The sequence below is a fragment of the Pedobacter sp. WC2501 genome, from assembly GCF_052682415.1.
On the sequence record NZ_JBQZFI010000001.1, the window covers coordinates 799,010 to 823,426 of the forward strand.

The window sequence follows — 24,417 nt, forward strand, 5'->3', positions numbered from 1 at the left end:
CAAAAGTGAAAAAAATTTTGAGATTTATTTGTTAAATTTTTCCCACAAGGTCGTTACCTTATATATCTGTTTATAACGGTCAAAATGGCACTATTATCCTGCAATTGCGGTAAATATTCAAATAGAATATAGTGTTTTTCTGGGTCGGTTGTTAAAGCCGTTTCCAAATATCCCAGTGCATCGCTATAATTCCCCTGGGCAAAAAGATAGGCTACCATCCGGTAATACAGTTCTGCTGCTTCCGGATTATTCTTAATCGCCTCGGCCATTGTTTCCGATGCTTCCAGTAATTTTCCCTGCTCGTAAAGCACGGTACTAAAATCTAACCAGGCTTCAATATCCAAAGGATTATACTCCAATACCTTTTCATAAGCTTCGATCGATTCATCAATCTGCCCTAATTTATAATAAGCATCTGCCATGGCAAACCAGAAATCAGGGTTCTCGGCCTCTAAATCGATCGCCTTTTTATAAAAGTGCAGCGATTCGAAATAACGTTCTTCAAAATTCAGTGTAACACCAATCCCAAACCAGGCATCTGCCATTTTAGGATCCATTTTTACCGACTTTTTATAATAAGAACGTGCTTCGTCCATTTTTTCCAGTTTCTCGCAACATTCGCCAATAGCACAATAAGTATCGGCATTAGGCGGTTCATATTCGAAAGTCTGTTTATAAACCTCTATCGCCTCATCGTATTTATCCAGCTGTACAAGCGCATTTCCTTTGTTAAAATAAGCTGAACTGAAATCTTCTTTGATTAATATTGCATAATCATAAGCGTCAATCGCTTTTTCAAAAAGGTTCAACTTGTGGAAACTATTGCCCAAATTGTACCAGGCGGCATAAGAATACGGATCAGTATCGATATATTGCTGGTAAAACTTAATACTTTCTTCTTGTTTATCTAATACATCATAACAGAAAGCCAACTCATATAAACCATCCTGATTCTCCATATTCTGCTCTAAACTAAGCTTAATATAGGTAATGGCGCTTTCATAATCGCTCATGCTCTGGTAAACATAAGCCATCTGTAATAAAATCTCATCCGTACTCTCGGCCAGTCCCAAAGCTTTTTCATAATTTTCCAAAGCCTCGTCAAAACGTTCGGTATTTTGAAAAATATTACCGCGAAGCAAATAAATATCTGGTTCAGATGGCTCTAAAAGCTCGGCCTTTTGTAAGGCAATAAAAGCCTTTTCGTTGTTGTTGGTTAAGATGTAAAGGTGAGCCTGTTTAATTAAAAATACTGTTGCATAGGGGTGTTGACTGATTGCAAAATCAACTACTTGCAAAGCTTTGACCGGATCATTTTTTTCAATGTAGAAATCTACAATGTATTCGAAGGCTCCTGCATCGAAGAAATACTGATCCTGGTTCCGGAGCATTTCTTCGTAACGTTCAACCGAGCGTTGTGCATCTTCGTTGGATTCAAAAAAGAATTCTTCTTCCATATATTATACTATTAAAGAACCGTGCCAATTAGCAGAAAAACACATGATAAGTTTACCAATTTTAATTATCCGTTTTTAAAATAATTATTAACATAAACCTGTTAAAACAGCGTAAACAGCTGATTATAAAGTGTATTAACTGTGATTAAGATGTGTGGATAATCGATAGATTTTTTGCAACATCGCGGTTCCTTTTCCCTTCTTTTACAAAAATACTATAAATTTATGGCATATACGTAATGAAGAAGTCAGGAAAGGATTAGTCGTTTTTGCCCTGTTTGCTATAAATACCTTTGCACAAAGATTGGCAGATTGTTTATATTCTTGATACAAGGAGAAAAGAGGGGTGCAACTAATGATTGTTTAGGCCTCAAAGATTTTATTGCAGGTCAGGCTATCATAGAATTCGTCATTGCGAAGAGGTACGACGAAGCAATCTTACTACTATGGGTTATAGCGATTGTTGTAAGATTGCTTCGTCGGCTGAAAAAGCCTTCTCGCAATGACGAATTGTTGATATTATTTTTCTTTTTCTAAATCTGTTGCACCTTTTTTAAATAATTCGGCCTGTTTGTCCAGTTTTGCTTTTGCTTCTCCGTTTGCAGCAGCTGCCTGTTTAGCTTTACCCTGTGCAGTTGCAGTATAAGCCCCGGCCAACTGCTTGTTTAAATAGGGTTGTAATTTTAATCTTTCAATGGCCTTACTAATGTTTGTTATACCTTGCTCAGTAACTGCAGGGTTAGTGTTGGCTCTCAGATACTGAAAATACTGACCAACTACACCAAAAACTTTATTCCTATCACCTGTGAGCATAATGTTATCGTAAAATGCCTGATAATCATCCTTTGGTTCGTTGATGTATAAGGATGCGATTGAAGGCGCAATATGCGCTCTTGTATCTTCATCTAAAGAGGCTATGGCTGGAATGGTTTCCTGCGGGGCCAGTTTGGCCAGGCCATCAATACCAGCAGCAATTACCTTGTACGATCTATCTTTCAAACTTTCTAACACTAAATTTTTATAAGCCTGATCGCCAGTTGCTGCTAGTTTCACAATTGCAGCTGATCTTGCTTCGGTATTTTTATCTGTTTTGGCGATCTGAAGTAAAACCGGCAAAGCTGCTGCTTTAATCTGAGCATCTTCTAAGTTAATGCCATCTATACTTAAAGCGCGTAAATCTGCAGATTTATCCTTTAAACCTTCTAACAACACCTGTTGACCGCTGTTGGCTTTGCTTTGCATAATGAATTGTAAGGCTTCAATTCTATTGGCATAACTTGGGGCATTTTTGTACTGGAAATAATAGTTTTCTGCGGTTTTATTGTCGTTGGTTTCGCCAACCAAAATTTTATCTACATCAAAATCGATTAAATCGGGTTTGGCACTTACATCAAAGCTAAAATTTTGCTCACGACTATTAATCAGAATTTCTTTCCTGATTTTTTTACCTCCTGCGTAAATATCAATTTTTATAGGCAACGTAAAGGTCTGCACGCTCGAATCCTGTGTTTGTTTAACTTTAATTGTTGCCTTGCCGTTTTCGTAACCATAATCGATACTTAAAACCGGGTGACCACCATTGTAATACCATTGATTAAAATAAGGGCTCCAATCTTTTCCGGTAACATCTTCCATCGCTAAACGCAATTGATGTGTTTCGCCGTTTTTAAAGGCATTGGTAGTGAGGTAACGGTTAAGCGATTTGTAGAAAGCCTCATCACCCATCTGGTTTTTTAAGGCATACAAAATAATAGATCCTTTAGCATAGCTGATATTATCGAACATATCTTCCTTATCATTATAATAGAAGCGGGCTAAAACAGGACTTTCACCTTTTTTAGTCGAACCGAGGTAAGATTGCAATTTTTCGTAACGCGATTTATCTTCAGCATCCTGGCCTGCATCATGCCCATGCCAGATTACCTCGCCAAAGGTGGCGAAAGATTCGTTCATGGTTAAGTTAGACCACGATTCGGCCGTTACGTAATCGCCAAACCACTGGTGAAAAAGTTCGTGTGCAATGGTTCCTTCTTCATTTTCATCCAATAACTCCCGATCGGTTTTTTGTACCTGTTCGCCGTGCAAAGTAGCGGTAGTATTTTCCATAGCGCCCGAAACATAATCTCTGGCTACTACCTGTGCATATTTGTTCCATGGATAATCCACACCTAACAAATTGCTGTAAAACCGGATCATCTCAGGTGTTTTACCAAAAATCTGTTTGGCGTAAGGCGCGTATTTTGGCTCCAGGTAATAATTTACTTCCTTGCCTTTATAAGTATCTTTTGTGATTTTGAATTCGCCCACAGCCATCATAAACAAATATGGAGCGTGGGGCAAATCCATTTTCCAGGTATCAGTTCTTGTTCCATCTGAATTTGCTTTCTGGCTCACCAATTTTCCGTTAGAAAGCGTTGTATATTTCGATTTTACGGTTATCGAAATCTCTTCGGTTGTTTTCTGATCAGGCTTATCAATAGTGGGAAACCAGGCTGAAGATGATTCCGTTTCACCCTGTGTCCAGATCTGTGTTGGCTTATTTTTATCGGTACCATCCGGATTGATAAAATACAAACCTTTAGCATCGGTTATGGCCGCACTTCCTTTTACTTTTAATTCATCTGGTTTAGCGGTGTAGGCGATATAAACCGTGTACTTTTCGGTATTGGTGTACTTTTTATTTAAGGTGATATAGAGCTTGTTATCTTTATAAACATATTTAAGCGGAGTATTTCCTTTTGCGCCAACCAATGCAACGGTTTTAATATCCATTCCCTGAGCATCAAGGGTTAAAGAGTCTGTAGCATAAAAATGAGGTTTTAAAGTAATCCATTCTTTACCGTTCAGGTATCGCTTAGCATAATCAAAAGATACATCAAGTTTGGTATGTACCAGATCGTTAACTTTGGTTGCAGTTACACGGTAAATATTTAAGTTGTTCGATTTTTCTGCAGGCTGCTCCTGTGCAAAAAGTGGATTAGCCATCAAGGCCGAAGCCAGCATCATACCACAGGCAATAATTTTTTTATTCATTTTTATGTTGTTACGGTTAGTACACTTTAAACAAGCTATTCGTGCCAAAGCTAAAACGCAAATGTAGTTCCCTTTCTTTTGTTTTTACAAACATTAAAAAAATTAATTGGTTGCCACAGGCTGCAAAATGTAACCTTTAAGCTGTAACCCTTTTATTAAACCTTCGACACCTACTAAATGGCCAGCTCCAACAGCTATAAACAGCGACTGGTTTTGCATTAAGGCAGGTAATTGATCTAACCATCTTTTATTCCGGTTTTTCAACAATTCGGTCATAAATTCTTTGGTTTCCTCATCCTGTATTTTGAAAAAATCGGTTAATTTATCGATATCCTGGGCAATATAATTAGTTTTCAGTTCCTCCATTTGTTGTTTGCTTTTATCCGCTTCCCTAATTGATTTTAGCAATGCTTTTTTTTGTTTTTGCAGATCGCTATCAAACAAAAGTGCACCCTGATATTCGGCAGTTTCCAAACCATATAACGACTTCCCGTTTTTCCTGGCATATTTCTGAAAACTGTCATCTATCCCTTCGCTTATACCATTTAACATATCGGGACTTTCAAAAAGCACCATCATTATCGAGATCATTGCAGGTTTAAACTTATTCATCTGCTCTAGTTCAAAACCTGGTTGTTTGGTTTTAAAATAATCTTCAACCTCTTTAAACTCTGCCTTTGTTAATAAATGATCCAGCGTATTATCTTTCATTATTAAAAACGGGGCCATTTTAGATTGCATACTACTATCCATTACAATTTCGCCAACTACTGCGTCAGCCGATTCCAATTTCTCTTGCAAAACCTTCATGGTATCGGCAAATTTTGCACTGATTAAATGATAGGTGCCAAACAAATAGGAGGGCTTTTTTAATCCGTTACCGGAAATTTCCCACAGCAGGGTGTTAGTAGCCTTTTTAGTTTGTGCGTTAAGGCTGAGTCCGAACCCTAAAAGGGCGATGAGTAATAATTTAAAGTTTTTCATTGAATAGTAGCGTTGAGTAAAATTAGGGTAAGATATTAGAATTATGCTAAAGTTAAGCTACTGTAGGCCAATAGAAAAATGCTCCCTGATAAAATATTGTTTTCGCAAATACAAATCCTTATTTTAGTCAAATATGAAAAAGGCGCTTTTATTCCTCATTACAATCTGCATCACTACTCTTGTTTCTGCGCAGCAATATGTTATTAATGCACAAATTACTGGCTTTGAAAGTGGAACTAAGTTTTATTTAAACGACCCTGAGCTTGATACCGACATTGATAGTGCCATAATCGAAAATAACGTTCTAAATTTCAAAGGCACCCTTACAAAAACGCCTCAATCGCTATGGGTAAAAACAATTGTAGCAGATGAGTCTTATTACTTTACCTTACTGATGGGAAATGAAAAAATTAATGTGAAGGGAGACATTAAGGATTTTCCTTTTGATCTGAAGATAACGGGATCAAAAACGCAGGATATGCACAATAAAATGATAGACTTGACTAAAGCAGGCTATAAGCAACGGAATAAATTAGTAGCAGAATATTTTGCCCTGACTAATGATAGTGCGAAATTAAAAGCTAAAGCAATATGGAAGGTTATTGGGAAAATAGATAGTACAGATAAGGTTACGAGAATGAATTTTGTAAGGCAGAATTTAAATAGTTTTGAAGCGCTTGATGCTCTTTTCTATCTTAAAAATGACTTTCCAAGAGATACAATACGTAAATTTTATAATTCACTTCATTCAGATTTTAAGAATACGTTATATGCAAAAAGAATTGATACGTATTTAAAGGTTGGAGACATTATCGATAAAGGAGATAGTTTTTACAATTTTAATGCTTTTGATAAAGATGGGAAGAAACATTCTTTATCTGAAGTATCAGGCAAATATATATTACTAGATTTTTCATCTACATTCTGTGGCCCTTGTATTTCTTCTATTCCAGAGCTAAAGGAGATCTCTCAAAAACTCAGTGATAATTTATCAGTGGTTTCCTTTTCATGCGATGCCGGGAAAGAAACCTGGCTGAAAGGCTTAAATAGAGACCAAACAAAATGGCTAAGCCTCTGGGATGGGAAAGGATTTTATGGTGAAACAATCATCAAATATGGTATATCAGGTTACCCTACTTTTGTACTCATCAATCCACATGGAAAAATCGTCTCCAAATGGTCAGGCTATGAAGAGGGAGCGCTATTTAATAAAGTTCTTGGACAGATCTCTACAAAATCCAATTAATATTTTGTTTTGCACTTAAGCCTAAACCCAATGTAACGGGTAAAAGAGAATCACAAATAATTTAATCTTTCTATTAAGTAAAGGTTTTAAACAAATTGCGATAAGATAAGTGCTAAACATACCTGCTTTCCTTTATTTTTTTGTTTTTTTGTGTAAATCGTTAGATATATGACTACAGATATTCAATCCATTTTAAATAAGTTGGGCGTAAAAGCGGTCAATTCAGCCTATAGTACAGGTAGCCATTGGGGAGGCGAATCGAATACCGATACATTAGAAAGTTTTTCTCCTGTTGACGGTAAACTGATCGCTTCGGCAAAAGTTGCAGGCAAAGCAGACTATGATACTGTTGTTGCGAAGGCACAAGCAGCTTTTGCGGATTGGCGTACGGTTCCTGCTCCAAAAAGAGGCGAAATTATCCGACAGTTTGGCGATGCTTTACGTGAACATAAAGACGCCTTGGGTACTTTGGTTTCTTACGAAATGGGAAAAAGTTTACAGGAAGGATTTGGTGAAGTGCAGGAAATGATCGATATCTGCGATTTTGCAGTGGGTTTATCGAGGCAGCTTTATGGCTTAACGATGCACAGTGAACGCCCGAGCCACCGCATGTACGAACAATGGCATCCATTGGGAATTGTAGGAATTATTTCCGCCTTTAATTTCCCTGTAGCTGTTTGGAGCTGGAACACTGCTTTGGCTTTGGTTTGTGGTAATGTTTGTATCTGGAAACCTTCAGAAAAAACACCCTTAACCGCCATTGCTTGTCAACATATTATTGCAAAGGTTTTTAAAGATAACGATATCGCCGAAGGCGTTTGTAATCTCGTTTTAGGCGATAGGGAAGTTGGCGAACTCATGACAAATGATGGCCGTATTCCTTTAATTTCTGCCACCGGATCTACACGAATGGGCAAGGCAGTTGGAGCTGCTGTTGGTGCGCGGTTAGGAAAAAGCTTGTTGGAGCTTGGCGGTAATAATGCCATTATTATTTCAGAACATGCCGATTTAGACATGAGTTTAATTGGTGCTGTATTTGGTGCAGTTGGTACCGCGGGCCAGCGTTGCACTTCTACAAGAAGGTTAATTATCCACGAAAGTGTATATGATGCTTTTACAGCGAAACTGGTTAAAGCTTACGGACAATTGCGCATTGGCGATCCTTTAGATCAAAATAACCATGTAGGCCCACTGATTGATACCGATGCGGTTGCAGCCTACCTGGATTCTATAGCAAAGTGTAAAGCTGAAGGCGGTACTTTTGTAGTGGAGGGTGGCGTTTTATCTGGCGATGCCTACACAAGCGGGTGTTATGTAAAGCCATGCATTGCGGAGGTTCAGAATGATTTCAAGATTGTTCAACACGAAACGTTTGCGCCAATTTTATACTTAATTAAATACAAAACATTAGACGAGGCCATTGCCTTACAAAATGCTGTTCCGCAGGGATTATCATCGGCCATTATGACCTTGAATTTAAGAGAGGCAGAGCAGTTTTTATCGGCCAAAGGATCTGACTGTGGTATCGCAAATGTAAATATTGGTACTTCAGGTGCAGAAATTGGCGGTGCTTTTGGTGGCGAGAAAGAAACAGGTGGTGGCAGGGAAAGTGGCTCGGATGCCTGGAGAGCTTATATGCGCAGGCAAACCAATACCATCAATTATTCGAATACACTGCCCTTAGCACAGGGGATAAAATTTGATTTGTAAAAGCGACCTTAACGCGATAAACCTATACGAAACGGTATTTGATTTCAAAATGCCGACAAACAATAATGGCCAGTCTGTTTAAACACTGGCCATTTATCGTAATAGTTTTAGCTTAAAGCTTTTTAATGAGCAGATAACTTTTTGCCTCAAACCATGGATTGGCATCATGATCATTTTCGTAATATGTACCCTGCAATGAAGTAACCACAATAGTATAATTATATCCGTTAATGTTTTTAGAAACACGCATCAGCTTTGCCGGGTACAAGTATTCCTGTTTTTTGTTCGAAGCTTTTAAAGTCCCGTTTTTATATACTTTGATCGCTTGAGCAAATAATCCTTTTAAATCGATGTGGAGTACCTGTTGATTATTAACCAATAGCGAAACTTTTGACCCGATTTGGTTTGTCGTTAAATCTGTTCCGTAAAGGCGTGTTACTTTTTCCTTCGGGTATCCGCTTAGTTCGATCATATAATCATAGCCGCTAATATTTAAAACCTGGTTTTCATCATTTTGGAGGGTAATACTCAGTCCCGGGTCATACTCCAGATCGCCCTTAACCTTAAAAATTGCCAATGCTGTATCAACCTTGTTCATCCGCATGCTATAGCGAAAATTATTTGAACCATCTATCTTTTCCTCTATTTTACTCAGGTCTTTTCTGGTAAAAGGTTGGAGCGTTTTTAATCCATGTGTGTACACCAGATACCTGATTACAGCTGGCTTTTCTTTAATATCGTCTTTTTTCTTGCTGTTCATGATCCGCTTTAAACGGCTTAACTGCGAATATTTGGACACAGAAAAAGCACTCTGCGGACCATAAGTAGCCAATAGCGAAATGATGCACAAACTTATTGGGATTACCTTAATGTTCTGCTTTTTACTAAAAAGAAAATATATGGTTATACCTGCAAGCCACAGTGCCAGTGCCGTTAAAATATACCGACTCTCTGTTATACCATAATGACCCACTCTTTTCCAAACGGCGAGCAATAAAAGCACCACCAATGGAATCATCATGACATAAAAGAACCTGGAAAATAATTTAATCCAATTATTTCCTGCTGTTTCTTTAACCGGATAAACCAGTAGTAGCGACAGGATCCCAAAAACTGAATAGCCTAAAATCAGGCTTGATACCAAGCCTTTGGGCAGCTCCCATAAAACAGCAATTTTAATCTCATATACCAACAAAATTGCTAAATAGATCGTTACCAGCGGAATCAGTACAAACTGTGCAAATATTTTTAAACCTTTTGGATAGCTTTGATCTTCTTCGAGCAATTTATAATCCTTTGGGATTCCTGCTAAAAAGAAAATAGTATTAAACCCTGCACTAATAATGGCAAATAGGGTCATGTATGTTTGCCATCTGATGTTGGCATTAAACAACCCATCAATGGCAACCAAGGCAATTGCCAATCCCGCATAAAGTACAGCTGAATAAAGCGCAGAAGTTAGAAACCTTAAAAAAAGTGCTTTGTTAAACTGCCAAAAACCATTCATTTTTTCATGACCGATAAATGGAGCAAATGCCACAAGCAAATGAAAGGCAAAGGCGAATAGGAAAATGCGGTAAAGATCTGCCGAATAGTTTGTAGGATCGAGGCTGAAGTAAAGCAAAACGCCGATCAGTAAGCCTCCTAAACGCAGTAGCATCTTTTTCTTTAATGGGTATTGGTTACGCTCTGAAATTAAATCGAGCGCTAATATGAGCGTAAGTGCCAGATTTAAAATAGCAACGGCCTTTATTAAATGATCTTTAAAATTTTCATGCTGTTCTGAATAGTCCTGATAATTAGAAATATGGATATAATAACACCAGCACAATGTTGCGGCAACCGCAAAAATAAATTGCAATGGGAAACGCTTAATTACGTTTACAAATCCGTTATATAACTGTTGGAGAGAAGGTAATTTCATCTGATTTTTTGATTAAAGATATCATCTTTTATGCTTAATGGCTATACATGAATTTTCAAATTGTTAAAAAAGGTTAAACTATCACAGACAACTAATATATTAGTTATATTCGATAAACAAAACCAAATCCTATCTATGAAACCGCTGTTACTCTCATTGTTCTTTTTTATTTTTACCACTACTTACTCAAAAGCACAGGGTCTTCATACCATTAAGGGCCGAACGATTGACACTGCATCGACAACGCTGTTATCCGGAACCTCCATTGCCATTTTAAATGCAAAAGATTCTACTTTGGTAAAATTTACCCGGACAGCAGAAAATGGTTCATTCGAGCTTAACGGAATTAAAAACGGGAAGTTTATCTTATTGGTTTCTTATCCTAAGTATGCAGATTTTGTAGATCATTTTACGCTCGATTCTACCACTCAGGTTAAAGATTACGGAAAAATTAACCTTACCGGGATGGCCAAAATTCTCGCTGATGTAATTATTAAAGGAAACAGAACAGCCATAAAAATTAAAGGTGATACTACAGAGTTCGATCCAAAAGCATATAATATAGAACCCAATTCGAAAGTAGAGGATCTGATTAAACAGTTTCCGGGCTTTCAGGTAGATAAGGATGGGAAAATTACAGCTCAGGGTAAAACTGTTCCGAAGGTATTGGTAGATGGAGAAGAATTTTTTGGCGACGACCCAACATTGGTCACGAAAAATCTTCGGGCTGATATGGTAGAATCTGTTCAGCTTTATGATAAAGCCAGCGATCAGGCTAGTTTTACAGGCATTGATGATGGCGAAAAAACCAAGACATTGAACATCAAATTAAAAGAAGATAAAAAGAACGGTTATTTCGGTAAGGTGCAGGGTGGTTATGGCACCAAAGATTTTTACCAGGGACAAGGAATGTTTAATAAATTTTGGGGCAAAAAGAAATTTTCGGCCTACGGCATTTTAGGCAATAACGGAACGGTAGGTTTAGGCTGGGATGATCGGGATAAATATAGCGGCTCGAGTGGCTTAACGGTGAGTGATGATGGCGGAATGTATTTCAACTATAGCGGGGGCGATGATTTCGATTCGTATGATGGCAGGTACAATGGTCAGGGTTTACCAATGGCCAGGACAGGTGGTTTGCATTTCGATAACAAATGGAATAAGGATAAAGAATCGTTAAATACGAATTACAAAATTGGATCAATCAGGATAAAAGGTAGCCGGAATTCGATCAGCCAGAATAATTTAGCATCAGGTTCGCAGTTTAGCACTTCAGATGAAGATTTTGATAACGACATGTTCAGGCAAAAACTAGATGCGACCTACGAAATAAAAATCGATACCACCTTAACTATGAAAGTGAGTGTAGATGGCGCTTTGAAAAAAAGCAATACTTCAAACCATTATAAAACGACTACAAATGGAGAAAATGACTATTTCTTAAATTCATCAGATAGAAAGATCACCAACGAGGCAGACGACCAGAATTTCAACATGAATTTGTTGTTAACCAAAAAACTGAAGAAAAAAGGGCGTACATTATCTTTAAACCTCAACCAATCAATTAATAAAAACAGCACTGAAGGCTATTTAAAATCTGAAAATAATACACGTATTATAGAAACAGGGACAATATTGGATAGTCTTACCAACCAGTTAAAGGTAAACGACATCACAAACAATTCGTTTAAATTAAATGCAGCCTATACCGAACCGCTCTCTAAAACCTTAACGGTGATTGTGAACTATGGTTTAACGTTGATGAATGGAAAATCAGACCGAAGATCGTTTAATCAATCAGGAAGTGGCAGGTATGATATGCTGGATACATTATACAGTAACAATTTTGAACTGAACCAGACCATTAACCAGGGTGGTGCCATTTTCAATTATAAAAAGGGTAAAACGGTAATCAATTTCGGTTCGAAATTTAGCGGAGTAAACTTTAAACAGGATGATGTTTACCACAACAGAACATACATCAGAAATTTTGTGAATTATATGCCTCAGGCATCATATCAGTATCGTTTTTCTCAACAGAAATCGCTCCGGATCAATTATGACGGAAATACCAACCAGCCTTCACTCGATCAGCTACAGCCGGTTAGGGTAAACAACGACCCTTTTAATGTAGTTAAAGGAAATCAGGATTTAAGGCCATCATTCAGAAGCAGTATTAATACAAATTACAACTCTTATAAAGTGTTAACCAATCAATCCATTTGGTTGAGTGGTTCTTATAGTTTTACCTCAAACCCGATCATTAGTGATGTGAATACCGATGGTGCTGGTAAGAGTACTTACACTTATATCAATTTTTCAGATAAAATGCAGACAAACTTTTACCTGTACGGACAGATTGGTCGGAAAATTAAGTTTCTGGATATGAATGTTGGTTTAAATGTGAATGCAAACGGAAATTCTAACTATAACTACATCACTACTAACCAGAACAGGGTATTAAATAACACCAAAAATTATACTTATGGTGGAGGTTTAAATATTTCAAAATACAAAGAGAAAAAGTATAATTTTTACGTCCGTTTTGGTCCTACATATAATATTTCGAGGGTAAGCGTAGGCTCCAACAGTGATGGTATAGGATACACTGGATATTTCTATGGAAATGTACAGTTGCCAGCCAAATTCGAAATATCTTCGGATGGAGATTATCAGTATAACGGTAAAACACAGGTGCTTAACAAAAGTTTCGAACGTTTTATCTGGAATGCATCGCTAGGTAAAAAATTCTTTAAATCAGAAAGCTTAAAATTCTCTTTAACGGTGAACGATATTTTAAACCAAAATGTAGGATTCAACCGCATGGCAACCAATACCAGCATCAGCGAAACACGTAACACCACCATCCAACGGTATTTAATGTTCTCGGTATCATGGGACTTCAACAAAATGGGCGGCGGCATTAAAACACAGAAATAATCATGAAAACTACACTAAAATATATCATCCTTTTTGCTGTTATTTTCATCAGCAGCGATCTTTTTGCACAGAATATACACTTCGTACAAAATGGCATAATTGAGTTTGAAAAGAGATCAAATATGTATGCTTTGATCCAAAAGAAGATCAATAAAGACAATGAAAGCTATCTGAATGAGGCTTTTGAGCAGTATAAAAAGAACAATCCTCAATTTAAGGCTGCCAAAAGCACTTTATATTTTACTAAAGATAAAAGTTTATACAAATGGCCAATGGTAGAAGAAACGGTAAACAATAACTGGTTGGCGTCTGATGTGCTGGCGGACCTGAAAAATACCATTGCCACAAATTTTGATCAGCAAAGCAGTATCACACAAAAAAGCGTATATGAAGATACTTACCTGGTTAAAGACAGTATACGTAAAATCAACTGGAAAATTACCGACGAAACAAGAGAAATTGCAGGTTATGAATGTCGTAGGGCAAATGCCATTATTATGGATTCGGTTTACGTGGTGGCTTATTACAGTAATCAGATTGCCGTTTCCGGTGGCCCTGAATCTTTTACCGGATTACCTGGAATGATTTTAGGTTTAGCTTTGCCTCATGAAAATGTAACCTGGTTTGCAACTAAGGTAACTGAAATTACTGTGCCCGAAAAAGATTTAGCAGCCCCTACAAAAGGAAAGCCGACTGATAACAAAGGTTTAAAAGCAATATTACTTGGCGCAATGAAAAACTGGGGCGAATATGCACATCCAATATATAAGGCTTTTTCACTTTAGTGTCATAGATTTCATTCTTATAATTATACCTATTTTAGCTAATCAATTAGTATGGAAATGGGTAGCGCACTTTATAAGCACATTAATAAATTTATTGATCTGAGCAGCGATGAACAGGAAATTCTTGCACCGTTTCTAAAATCTTTTCCTGTTAAAAAGAAGGCTTTTTTATTAGAACAAGGGCAAACCTGCCGGGCAAACTATTTCGTGGTAAAAGGCTGCCTGAGGCTTTATTTCATTGATATAAAGGGTGCTGAACAGACGACTCAATTTGCCATAGAAAACTGGTGGATTACCGATCTAACCAGCTTTCTTTTCCAGGAACAATCTGAATTTTATATCCAGGCGGCTGAAACTACCGAAGTCATCGCTATCGAACATCATCATTATGACGAGATGTTCCATAAACTACCTAAGCTTGAAAGGTACTTCAGATTAATCCTGCAAAAAAACCACCAGGCATCACAACGAAGGATAAAATTTCTTTATAGCCAAACAGCTGAAGAAAGATACCGCCATTTTAACAGTTTATTCCATGAATTTGTACAGCGTGTGCCGCAATACATGCTGGCTTCTTATTTGGGTTTTACTCCAGAGTTTTTGAGTAAAATCAGGGCAAAGAAATAGTTTTTGTATTCTCCCACAGAGGCACATATTAACACTAAGGATTTTTAATGCTGTGTGCCGGCGAGGAATCGTCATTGCGAGGAGGCTTTTCAGCCGACAAAGCAATCTTACAACTATCGCTAGTAGCGAGCGCTTTAAGATTGCTTCGTGCCTCGCAATGACGATCTTTCTATTGGGTCTGTCGATGGTAGCGTAGTCGATTGCTTTATTAATGCGTTGAAATAGTCTTCGACTACGCTCAGACTGACATACGAATTAAATTTTATTAATTTTAAACAGCCTCTAACTTTACGAAAGTCTTTGTGCCTTTGCAGTTAGAAAAGTCTTTTCTTAAACTACATTAAGTTTTTTCAGGATCGGGATGCTGAACTTTACATCGTAATCAAAAAACAAATAAAATGGAAAGTAGAATTGATATCCCAAAAGTAGAACCTGCAGCTTACCAGGCCATGTACGGTTTAGAGAAATATTTATCAACCAGCAAACTTGATCCAATTCTTTTAGAACTGATTAAAATGCGTGCATCGCAAATTAACGGCTGTGCATTTTGTTTAAATATGCACTCAACCGATGCCCGTAAAATAGGGGAAACCGAACAGCGTTTGTATTTATTAAATGCCTGGAGAGAAACCACCTTATTTACGGCACAAGAAGAAGCTGTTTTGGCCTTAACAGAAGAAGTAACCTTAATTAGCCACCATGTTTCTGATGCAACTTATCAAAAAGCGGCAAGCTTTTTTAATGAGCAGGAATTAGCACAGCTAATTATGGCTATAGTTACCATTAATGCCTGGAACAGACTGGCCATTACTGCTAAAGTGATGGTTGGATAATTAGATTTCTCTTTCAGTTTATCACAAAGACACGATAACACCTGGTTAATGTTTAAAATAACCTTGTAATTTGTGTCTTTGTGATTTAAAGTTAAATCCTAAAGGGGCAAATTTACAGCACCCTTAACAATAGTCCTTTTAAGTATTCTCCTTCAGGAAAAGAAATCCGAACCGGATGGTCTTCGGGTTGGCAGAATTGTTTAATAATCTGTACTTCTTTGCCGGCATCAAGCGCTGCCCAGGCAATAATTTGCTTAAACGTTTCAATATCAACTGCCCCTGAGCAAGAGAAAGTAGCCAATAAGCCCCCTTTTTCCAGCAATAGCATCCCTAAACGGTTTAAATCTTTGTAGGCTCTGGCTGCACGATCTAAAGCTGAACGCGAAGGTGCGTATTTAGGCGGATCAAGCACAATCACATCAAACAATTCACCCGATTCTTTAAAAGCCCTGAGTTGTTTATTTACATCCGATTGGATGGCCGTTACTTTATTTACATCAAATTTGTTTAAAGCCACGTTTTGCTTTAATGTCTCTACGGCCAAACCAGAACTATCAACACTAGTAATACTTTTCGCATCATTTGCCAAACTGTTTAGACTAAAACCTCCGCTATAGCTAAAGCAATCCAAAACTTTTTTGCCTTTTGTATAACTGGCTAAAATATTTCTGTTATCCCGCTGATCACAATAAAAGCCTGATTTCTGGCCTTCAACAATATTAATATGATAAATAATGCCATTTTCTTTTACCTCTAAAAATTCCGGCGGATTTTCACCCCAAAGTAATCCGTTTTCAATAGGTAAACCTTCGTGGGTACGTGCGGTTGCATCACTTTTATCGAATATCCCGCTTGGTTTTAATTCTGCTTTTAGTATTTCTACAATCTCTGTTTTAACCTTTTCAATTCCGGAACTTAAAATCTGAAGAGAAAGAAAATCAGCATATTGATCAACAATTAAACCCGGCAGAAAATCGGCTTCACTAAAAACTAAACGACAGGTATTGGTCTGTTCGCTTAAAATAAATTGACGTGAAGCAATGGCTTGTTTTAACCGGTTCTGATACCAGTTGTGATCAATCGTTTGTGTTTCGTCCCATTCTAACAGGCGAACAGCAACACGCGAATTGCTATTGAAATATCCATAGGCCAGAAATTCATTATCGAAAGCAAATACTTTAACTACATCACCATCTTCAGGCTTTCCCTTAACTTTTTCTAATGCGCCGGAAAATACCCATGGATGTCTTTGTAATGCCGCTTTTTCTTTGCCCTTTTTTAATATGATCTCTACCATGCTGCAAAGGTAATAATTTGCAGGGAGTTTGCCGTAGAGCGTTTCATACGAAACGCTTATCAGAACGTCTGTTAAATAGGGTGCTTATTTGAACGTAGCGTTAAACGCTAACCACCACACGCTTAGCGCTGGACACTCAACGTCTTGCGCCACACACAAACCGCTTGTCGCTCAACGCTTCTTCACCAGTTCCGTATCCAAAACCTTGGTTTCGAACTCGGTAACAGGCCTTTTAGCTTCGATCATCGAAATCAATAATTCTGTGGCCACCTGTCCCATTTCGAATGCAGGCTGTTTAACTGAGGTTAAGGATGGCGAAAATAATTCAACGAGATTGGAATTGGTAAAACCTGCAATCGCAATTTTATGTGCCACTTCAGGATTGGTTTTCTTCAGGGCCATAATGCAACCTGTGGTTAAGCGGTCGCTCGAGATAAAAATCCCATCAGGCATAAGCGGCAAAAGCTCTTTCACCGCTTCTTCCAATTCTGCACTGTGCATACCGCCATGCTGGCAATATTTCACCAGTTCGGGCCTAAACTCAATATGATATTTAACCAAAGCTGCTTTATAACCTGCTAACCTTTCTTTCGTTATTGAAAGGTTTTCTGAATTCGTTAAATGGGCAATGGTTCTTTTTCCTGATAAAATAAGGTGTTCTGTGGCATCGAAAGCGCCCTTAAAGTTATTGGCAATTACTTTATGGGTTTCAAAATCGTCGGGCACGCGATCAAAAAACACAATTGGTAAACCCTTAGCGTATAAATGCCTTAAATAATCAATATCCTGAGTTTCCGAAGAAAGCGCAATTAATAAACCATCAATAGAACGAGATGCCAGGTGTTCAACGTTTAGTTTTTCCTGCTCGTACGACTCGTGGCTTTGAGAAATAATTACATGGTAATCTTTATCATAGGCAATTGATTCAATGCCATTTATCACCTGAGAAAAAAAGTTGTTGGCAATTTCACTTACAATAATGCCGATAGAATAGCTACGGCGTTCCTTTAAACTTCTGGCAATCGGATTGGCACGATAATTTACCTTTTCGGCATAGGCTAAAACCAGCTTTTTAGTTTCCTCACTAATTTCGTAACGGTCTCTTAAAGCCCGGGAAACCGTAGATGTAGAGAGTCCTAATGCTTTAGCAATATCTTTTATGGTAGATGTTTCAAATCTCATATTCGTATGCGTACAAGTTACAAAAAATATCTATTAAGGTTTATTTACTCAATAATATTAATAAACGTTAAGACAACGCTTTTGGGAACGATTGCACAGATTTTTAGTTAAAACTGTTTTCAAGCGGTTTTTAGTTCGTAAAATTGTTACCGTATAAAACCAAATATTAACTATGAATATGTTCTTTAAATAAGAATTATATTCTACACGCAAGCTATTGTGTGGTCAAAAAACCAAATTCAAAATGTTATGAGCAGAATTTTACTCTTACTCAGTATTTTTACTTTTTATGCCGGGATAACCAACGCTCAAACCAAGCAGGTAAGCGGAACGGTTTCCGAAAAGGGAGGCGAAACGATTCCAGGTGTTAGTGTTCTCATTAAAGGAACTAAAACCGGAACCCAAACAGACGATAATGGAAAGTTTAACATAACTGTTTCTCCTGGCGCGGTATTGATTTTTAATTACATCGGATACACTTCTAAAGAGGTAGCTGTAGGAAGCCAAACTAATTTAAAAGTATTGCTCGAATCAAATGCTAAAGACCTCGATGAAGTTGTTGCAATTGGTTACGCAACGGTAAACCGCAGGGACCTGACAGGTTCTGTCTCCTCTGTCGGCGCTAAGCAACTGAAAGATATTCCAAATAACTCTCTAGCTGAAGCTATTTCGGGAAGACTTGCAGGTGTTCAAATCACAGTTTCAGAAGGAACTCCAAATGCGAGTGCACAAATCAGAGTGCGCGGTGGTGGTTCTATCACACAAGATAACACACCTTTATATGTTGTTGATGGTGTTCAGGTAGAAAATGCGCTATCTGTTTTATCTCCTCAGGATATTGAAAGCATCGACGTTTTGAAAGATGCTTCGGCAACGGCGATTTATGGATCCCGCGGGGCAAATGGTGTTGTATTGATTACCACAAAAGGCGGTCGGCAAATGAAAACAACCATTAATTACAATGGCCTGGTTGGTTTCAGACAATTGGCAAATAAGCTTGAAGTAATGAATCCTTACGATTTTGTGAAATATCAGTATGAGGCAAGTCGCGGTAATGTAACAAGCGAGAGTTTGTATGCCGGCTACTATGGTACTTTCAATGATCTGGAAAGTTTTAAAAACACGCCATTTGTCGATTGGCAGGAAGAACTATTCGGCCGCAATGCATTAATGCAAACACACAATGTTAGTGTTACCGGTGGTGATGCAAAATCTACATTTAATTTAAGTGTAACTTCCAATACTGAAGATGGTGTAATGCTTGCTTCTGATTTCGACAGAAAGTTAATCAACTTTAAGTTCGACCATAAATTTAATGATCAATTAAAAGTTGGTTTCAATGTTCGCTACAACAACACGGTTGTAAATGGCGCAGGTACCAGTAGTGAGGGATCGTCATCATTAAACAGATTGCGTCAGGCAGTTAAATATCGCCCATTATTAGTAAAAGGTCAGGATGTTTATGCTTATGACCCAGACTACGCTAGTGAAACAAATGGCAACAGTTTATCGCTGGTAAATCCATTATTGTTAAATGATGCAGAGTATAAAAAGGCTTTCACAAACGTAACCAACTTCAATGGCTATTTTAACTACATCATTTACAAAGGCATATCATTTAAAAGTACTTTAGGTGTCGATTTTAACAATAACAGAACTAATGTTTTTAACGATATCATCACAAATGAGTCCAGATTAGTTGGTTCTTCCCAGCCGATAGCATCAATCGCAACAGCAAACCGCCAAACGATTAACAATTCCAATGTGCTTTCTTATACCAATTCTGGTTCGAAAACGGAATTTAGCAAACACCACAGCATCGATGCATTAATTGGCCAGGAGCTTTATCAGGACAAAGTTCAGGCCTATTATACGGAGAACAGGTTATTCCCTATAGGGATAACTGCCGAACGTGCTTTAGCAAACATGGCTTTGGGTACAACGCCGGCAGGTGCTGCAACGTCGAGTGATTTAACGGCCAGATTATTTTCAGTTTTCAGTAGGTTTAATTATTCATTTGATAAAAAATACCTCTTAACCTTGACCATGAGGGCAGATGGTTCATCAAAATTCGCTGAAGGAAACAAATGGGGTTATTTTCCATCGGGTTCAGTTGCATGGAGAATCTCTGATGAAAAATTCATGGAGAACTTTAAAAATTCAATCAGTTTAAATGATTTGAAATTAAGGGTAAGTTATGGAGAAGCCGGGAATAACCGTATTGCTGATTTCTTATACACGACACAGTTTAAACCAAATGCTTTTTACGATATAAACAATACTTTGGTAACAGCTTTAGTTGCTACAGAACTTGCAAACCCTAATTTGAAATGGGAAACTACAGTCTCCAGGAATATAGGCTTGGATGCAGGTTTCTTAAATAACAGGTTACAATTCTCACTGGATTTGTATAGCAATAAAACAAATGGTCTTTTGGTTAATAATCCTTTCCCATCAACCAGTGGTTATGCTTTCCAATTGCAGAACATTGGTTCAACAAGCAATAAAGGGATAGAGCTTCAGATTAATGGCACACCAGTACAAACCAAAAATTTCTCCTGGTCTACCAATTTCAATATTTCCTTTAATAAAAACAGGGTTGAAAGCTTAGGGAATTATCAAAAATCTTTCTTAATTAATTCGGGTTGGGCAGGCACGAATGTACCAGCTGACTATCAGGTTGCAGTTGGCCAGGCAGTAGGTAAAATGTATGGTTTAGTAGCTGACGGTTTTTATAAAATAGAAGATTTTAACTATGCGAACGGTGTTTATACCTTAAAACCTGGTGTTCCAAATAATACCAGCGTAACATCACTAACTCCAAAACCGGGCGTAATTAAATTTAAGGATTTAAACGGGGATGGTATTGTAGACATTACTAACGACAGAACAATTATTGGTGATGCAAATCCGAAATTTACGGGTGGCTTTAATCAATCATTCACTTATAAAAACTTCGACTTAAATGTATTTGTGAATTTCCAGGTTGGCAACGATGTGTTAAACGCAAACAAACTTGAGTTTACAAGTGGTTACACGCCAAATGGTAACTTACTCGCAACGATGAATGGCAGATGGAGAAATGTAAACGATCAGGGTGTTGTAGTTACCGACCCAACAGAATTAGCCGCATTAAATGCTAATGCTACTTTATGGAGCCCGTTAACCAGCAACAGTTCGTTTTTCGTAAACTCTTATGCGGTTGAGGATGGCTCATTCCTGAGAATCAATAACATCACTTTAGGTTATACATTACCAGCTGATTTATTGAAAAAGTTTAAAATAAACAGAATGCGTTTATACGCAACAGTGAACAATCTGGCAGTAATTACAAACTATTCGGGTTACGATCCTGAAGTGAATACCCGTCGTACTACAGGTACAACGCCAGGCGTAGATTATTCGGCATACCCACGTAGCAGAGCATTTATATTCGGTCTAAACTTCACGCTATAACATCTAATTAGAGCAACAATGAAAACTAATTTAAAACTTATTATAAGCGGACTTTTTATGACCGCTACTATCTTCACAATATCTTCCTGCAAGAAGTACTTAGAAATAGAACCTATTTCATCTTTCGGTAACGACTATGTTTTTAGCAATGTTACCAATGCACAAAAAGCACTTTTGGGCGTGTACTCGTCACTAGGTGGAGACCAGGGCTATGGCATTCGCCTGAGCATGTATTACCCTTACGATAACGATGAAATGATGGGTCAGGGTGGAACGCCATACCCTGATAATGAGCGGAGAGATATCGCGCATTATAACGTTCAGCCAGCAAATACACAGTTAGCCGGGCCATTTAACCAGTTATATATTGGTATTGAAAGAGCAAATATTTGTATCGATAACATCCCTAAAATGGATGCTTATACAAACGGAAGCACATCTGATCAAAAGGAGTTGAAAAGATTATATGGTGAAGCTTTGGCATTACGTGCTCAATTTTATTTCGAAGTGGTTAGAAACTGGGGCGATGTTCCGTCTCAATTTACTTCGTCAATCAATGTTTCTGATCCTTATTACTCCAGAACGGATAGGGATACCATTTATAATCGCATCATTAGAGATTTAGCTATCGCGGCACCACTTGTGCCCTGGCGTACAGAATCATCGGTAACGAGCGATAGAATGAGTCAGGGTGCAATTAGGGCACTAAGAGCAAGATATGCCCTTTTCCGTGGCGGATATTCTTTGAGACAAGATAAAACGATGAAGCGTAATGCAGATTACAAAACATTCTATCAGATTGCTAAAGATGAATGCGCTATCATTATGGCAAGAGCCGACCATAAACTTAATCCAAGTTTTCAATCGGTTTTTAAAGATGGTGTAAATGCGCATAAATTCGAAGCTAACGGAGAAGTTCTTTGGGAAGTTGGTATGACTGGAGGAAGCACTGGAGTTGGAGATAGTAAATTAGGTTACTACAATGGCCCACGTCAATTTACTGTTGCAACGCCTGGCACAACTGCTGTTGGTAATGCTGCCTTAACCATTTTGCCAACTTATTTTTATGCTTTCGATGCAAACGATAAAAGACGCGATGTTACCTGTGCGCCTTACGACATCAATCTGGATATGACTTTACGTCCACGTTCTTTGGTAACCATGCTCGATGGAAAGTTTAGAAGAGATTGGCAGGTGCCTGCGGTAACCACGAGTGCTGCACAATACTTTGGCGTTAACTGGCCGGTTATTCGTTTTTCTGATGTGCTGCTCATGTTTGCAGAAGCAGATAATGAATTGAATTCAGGTCCGACTGCTGCTGCAAAAGCAGCTTTTGAACAGGTAAGAACCCGTGGTTTTGGAGGTAATTCGGCCTTAATCGGAACCACACCTTCAGATTATACAGGCTTCTTCAATGCAATTGTTAAAGAACGCCAATTTGAGTTTGGCGGGGAAGGAATTAGAAAATACGATCTAATCAGATGGAATTTACTGGCTTCAAAAATTGCAGAAACCAAAGCGAATTTAGCATTGATGGCAGCAAAAGCAGCACCCTATAATACTTTGCCTGCAACTATGTATTATACACCGAATCAGCCTACAGTTGTGTGGTTAAATTCATTTTACGCACCATCTCCAGCTGCGCCGGCAGGTTCGGCAAGTGTTGCCTGGAATGCCACAACGATTAATACAACTTTATTGGCGTATTATTCGATTGCATTTACACCAAATAAAAGCGAGTTGTTGCCTTTGCCTCAATCGGTTATTGATGCAAACCCTAAATTGGGTGGACAATGGTACGGTTATTAGTATGAATTAAAAAAGTAATTTAAATTGAAAAGGGCGATGTAATTATCGCCCTTTTGCTTGTTAAAAAATTTATAAATTGCCTCAAAACTTAATGTTTATGTTAGCTAAAAAAAAATCGTGTCTTCTTTGGAAGTTTAAGCTTCTCCTGGCTTTCATTACTGTTTTAAGCACGACCACGAATGCTCAAGATAAGGTTTATCCATCCGAAATTACTGTTGATAAAAGTGGAAACGGGAATTACAAAACGATACAGGAAGCGATTAATTCAATTCGCGATTTAGGCGAGAAAGAAGTTAAAATTCAGGTTAAAAATGGCACCTATAAGGAGAAATTAATTATTCCCTCATGGAAAATCAGGATTTCGATTGTTGGAGAAGATACTGAAAATACAATCATCACCTTTGATGATTATTCAGGGAAGGCCAATCCATCAGGTAAGGATGCTTTTGGCAACCCTAAGTTCAGCACTTATACCTCATTTACTGTATTGGTCCAGGGCAATGATATCCATCTCGAAAACTTAACCATTATCAATTCATCCGGAAGAGTTGGTCAGGCTGTTGCCTTACATGTAGAAGGCGATCGATTTATCGCAAAACACTGCAGGTTTCTGGGCAATCAGGATACGCTTTATGCTGCAATCGAAAACAGCCGTCAATTCTTTCAGAACTGCTATATCGAAGGCACAACCGATTTTATTTTCGGCAAGGCCACAGTGGTCTTTCAAAATTGTACCATCAAAAGTTTAAGCGATTCTTATGTTACCGCAGCTTCGACCTCCGCGCAACAGAAATTCGGATTTGTTTTCATAAATTGTAAGCTCATTGCAGATGAAACTGTAACCAAAGCGTATCTGGGCAGACCATGGCGTCCGTATGCAAAAACGGTATTCTTAAACTGTGAAATTGGAAAACACATTTTACCCGAAGGCTGGAATCCATGGAAAGGCGACAAGATGTTCCCAGATAAGGAATTAACGGTTTTTTATGCTGAATATAAAAGTAAAGGTGATGGGGCATCGCCGAAAACAAGATTAGCCTGGACGAAACAGCTTACTGATAAAGAGGCCAAAAGCTATACTTTAAAAAATATACTGAGCGGAATAGATCAATGGAATCCAATCACAAATTAATT

The 24,417-nt window shown here is 38.0% G+C and carries 15 protein-coding genes; 9 read left to right on the forward strand and 6 right to left on the reverse strand.

What is annotated here, in order from left to right:
- Positions 1-53: 53 nt before the first annotated feature.
- From ACUN24_RS03480 to ACUN24_RS03490, 3 genes are all read right to left on the reverse strand, one after another.
- Positions 54-1,457: a tetratricopeptide repeat protein gene (locus ACUN24_RS03480; protein WP_445561261.1), complete on the reverse strand. Its 1,404-nt coding sequence runs from the start codon at positions 1,455-1,457 to the stop codon at positions 54-56.
- 519 nt (positions 1,458-1,976) lie between these two features.
- Positions 1,977-4,490, reverse strand: coding sequence for a M1 family aminopeptidase (locus ACUN24_RS03485; RefSeq protein ID WP_445561262.1), 2,514 nt, complete (start codon positions 4,488-4,490; stop codon positions 1,977-1,979).
- Between the two features lie 102 nt (positions 4,491-4,592).
- Positions 4,593-5,474 (reverse strand): TraB/GumN family protein, encoded by an 882-nt coding sequence (locus ACUN24_RS03490; RefSeq protein ID WP_445561263.1) that lies wholly within the window; start codon positions 5,472-5,474, stop codon positions 4,593-4,595.
- Between the two features lie 133 nt (positions 5,475-5,607).
- Between ACUN24_RS03490 and ACUN24_RS03495 the strand changes: the two genes are divergently transcribed.
- Positions 5,608-6,720 (forward strand): thioredoxin-like domain-containing protein, encoded by a 1,113-nt coding sequence (locus ACUN24_RS03495; RefSeq protein WP_445561264.1) that lies wholly within the window; start codon positions 5,608-5,610, stop codon positions 6,718-6,720.
- A gap of 168 nt (positions 6,721-6,888) precedes the next feature.
- A complete protein-coding gene (gene amaB / locus ACUN24_RS03500) occupies positions 6,889-8,430 on the forward strand; it encodes an L-piperidine-6-carboxylate dehydrogenase (protein ID WP_445561265.1) in 1,542 nt (513 codons plus the stop codon).
- Positions 8,431-8,542: 112 nt separating this feature from the next.
- Here the strand turns inward: amaB and ACUN24_RS03505 are convergent, their stop codons facing one another.
- The gene (locus ACUN24_RS03505; protein ID WP_445561266.1) at positions 8,543-10,354 is read right to left on the reverse strand and encodes a DUF4153 domain-containing protein; all 1,812 of its coding nucleotides are present in this window, start codon (positions 10,352-10,354) and stop codon (positions 8,543-8,545) included.
- Positions 10,355-10,489: 135 nt separating this feature from the next.
- Here ACUN24_RS03505 and ACUN24_RS03510 point away from each other — a divergent pair, with 135 nt between their 5' ends.
- From ACUN24_RS03510 to ACUN24_RS03525, 4 genes are all read left to right on the forward strand, one after another.
- Positions 10,490-13,294, forward strand: coding sequence for a TonB-dependent receptor (locus ACUN24_RS03510; RefSeq protein ID WP_445561267.1), 2,805 nt, complete (start codon positions 10,490-10,492; stop codon positions 13,292-13,294).
- A 2-nt stretch (positions 13,295-13,296) separates the two neighbouring features.
- Entirely contained in the window at positions 13,297-14,079 is a 783-nt protein-coding gene (locus ACUN24_RS03515) for a GLPGLI family protein (RefSeq protein WP_445561268.1), read from the forward strand.
- 51 nt (positions 14,080-14,130) lie between these two features.
- Positions 14,131-14,706, forward strand: a complete 576-nt coding sequence (locus ACUN24_RS03520; protein ID WP_445561269.1) for a Crp/Fnr family transcriptional regulator — start codon at positions 14,131-14,133, stop codon at positions 14,704-14,706.
- Positions 14,707-15,104: 398 nt separating this feature from the next.
- Entirely contained in the window at positions 15,105-15,539 is a 435-nt protein-coding gene (locus tag ACUN24_RS03525; RefSeq protein ID WP_131526332.1) for a carboxymuconolactone decarboxylase family protein, read from the forward strand.
- 112 nt (positions 15,540-15,651) lie between these two features.
- On the opposite strand, the gene ACUN24_RS03530 is transcribed toward ACUN24_RS03525, so the two are convergent.
- Together ACUN24_RS03530 and ACUN24_RS03535 are read right to left on the reverse strand one after the other, a co-directional pair.
- A complete protein-coding gene (locus tag ACUN24_RS03530) occupies positions 15,652-16,836 on the reverse strand; it encodes a class I SAM-dependent rRNA methyltransferase (RefSeq protein WP_445561270.1) in 1,185 nt (394 codons plus the stop codon).
- A 171-nt stretch (positions 16,837-17,007) separates the two neighbouring features.
- Positions 17,008-18,018 carry a LacI family DNA-binding transcriptional regulator gene (locus ACUN24_RS03535; RefSeq protein ID WP_445561271.1) on the reverse strand — a complete coding sequence of 337 codons (1,011 nt, stop codon included), beginning with the start codon at positions 18,016-18,018 and terminating at the stop codon, positions 17,008-17,010.
- Positions 18,019-18,267: 249 nt separating this feature from the next.
- Between ACUN24_RS03535 and ACUN24_RS03540 the strand changes: the two genes are divergently transcribed.
- From ACUN24_RS03540 to ACUN24_RS03550, 3 genes are all read left to right on the forward strand, one after another.
- A complete protein-coding gene (locus ACUN24_RS03540; protein ID WP_445561272.1) occupies positions 18,268-21,474 on the forward strand; it encodes a SusC/RagA family TonB-linked outer membrane protein in 3,207 nt (1,068 codons plus the stop codon).
- Between the two features lie 18 nt (positions 21,475-21,492).
- Positions 21,493-23,283: a RagB/SusD family nutrient uptake outer membrane protein gene (locus tag ACUN24_RS03545; RefSeq protein ID WP_445561273.1), complete on the forward strand. Its 1,791-nt coding sequence runs from the start codon at positions 21,493-21,495 to the stop codon at positions 23,281-23,283.
- Positions 23,284-23,380: 97 nt separating this feature from the next.
- Entirely contained in the window at positions 23,381-24,415 is a 1,035-nt protein-coding gene (locus ACUN24_RS03550) for a pectinesterase family protein (RefSeq protein ID WP_445561274.1), read from the forward strand.
- Positions 24,416-24,417 lie beyond the last annotated feature (2 nt).

Coding starts and splice junctions, on each gene's coding strand:
- amaB (WP_445561265.1), top strand. CDS start 6,889: ATGACTACAGATATTCAATCCATTTTAAATAAGTTGGGCGTAAAAGCG.
- ACUN24_RS03540 (WP_445561272.1), top strand. CDS start 18,268: ATGAGCAGAATTTTACTCTTACTCAGTATTTTTACTTTTTATGCCGGG.
- ACUN24_RS03550 (WP_445561274.1), top strand. CDS start 23,381: ATGTTAGCTAAAAAAAAATCGTGTCTTCTTTGGAAGTTTAAGCTTCTC.
- ACUN24_RS03515 (WP_445561268.1), top strand. CDS start 13,297: ATGAAAACTACACTAAAATATATCATCCTTTTTGCTGTTATTTTCATC.
- ACUN24_RS03535 (WP_445561271.1), bottom strand. CDS start 18,018: ATGAGATTTGAAACATCTACCATAAAAGATATTGCTAAAGCATTAGGA.
- ACUN24_RS03480 (WP_445561261.1), bottom strand. CDS start 1,457: ATGGAAGAAGAATTCTTTTTTGAATCCAACGAAGATGCACAACGCTCG.
- ACUN24_RS03495 (WP_445561264.1), top strand. CDS start 5,608: ATGAAAAAGGCGCTTTTATTCCTCATTACAATCTGCATCACTACTCTT.
- ACUN24_RS03485 (WP_445561262.1), bottom strand. CDS start 4,490: ATGAATAAAAAAATTATTGCCTGTGGTATGATGCTGGCTTCGGCCTTG.
- ACUN24_RS03520 (WP_445561269.1), top strand. CDS start 14,131: ATGGAAATGGGTAGCGCACTTTATAAGCACATTAATAAATTTATTGAT.
- ACUN24_RS03505 (WP_445561266.1), bottom strand. CDS start 10,354: ATGAAATTACCTTCTCTCCAACAGTTATATAACGGATTTGTAAACGTA.
- ACUN24_RS03490 (WP_445561263.1), bottom strand. CDS start 5,474: ATGAAAAACTTTAAATTATTACTCATCGCCCTTTTAGGGTTCGGACTC.
- ACUN24_RS03525 (WP_131526332.1), top strand. CDS start 15,105: ATGGAAAGTAGAATTGATATCCCAAAAGTAGAACCTGCAGCTTACCAG.
- ACUN24_RS03545 (WP_445561273.1), top strand. CDS start 21,493: ATGAAAACTAATTTAAAACTTATTATAAGCGGACTTTTTATGACCGCT.
- ACUN24_RS03510 (WP_445561267.1), top strand. CDS start 10,490: ATGAAACCGCTGTTACTCTCATTGTTCTTTTTTATTTTTACCACTACT.
- ACUN24_RS03530 (WP_445561270.1), bottom strand. CDS start 16,836: ATGGTAGAGATCATATTAAAAAAGGGCAAAGAAAAAGCGGCATTACAA.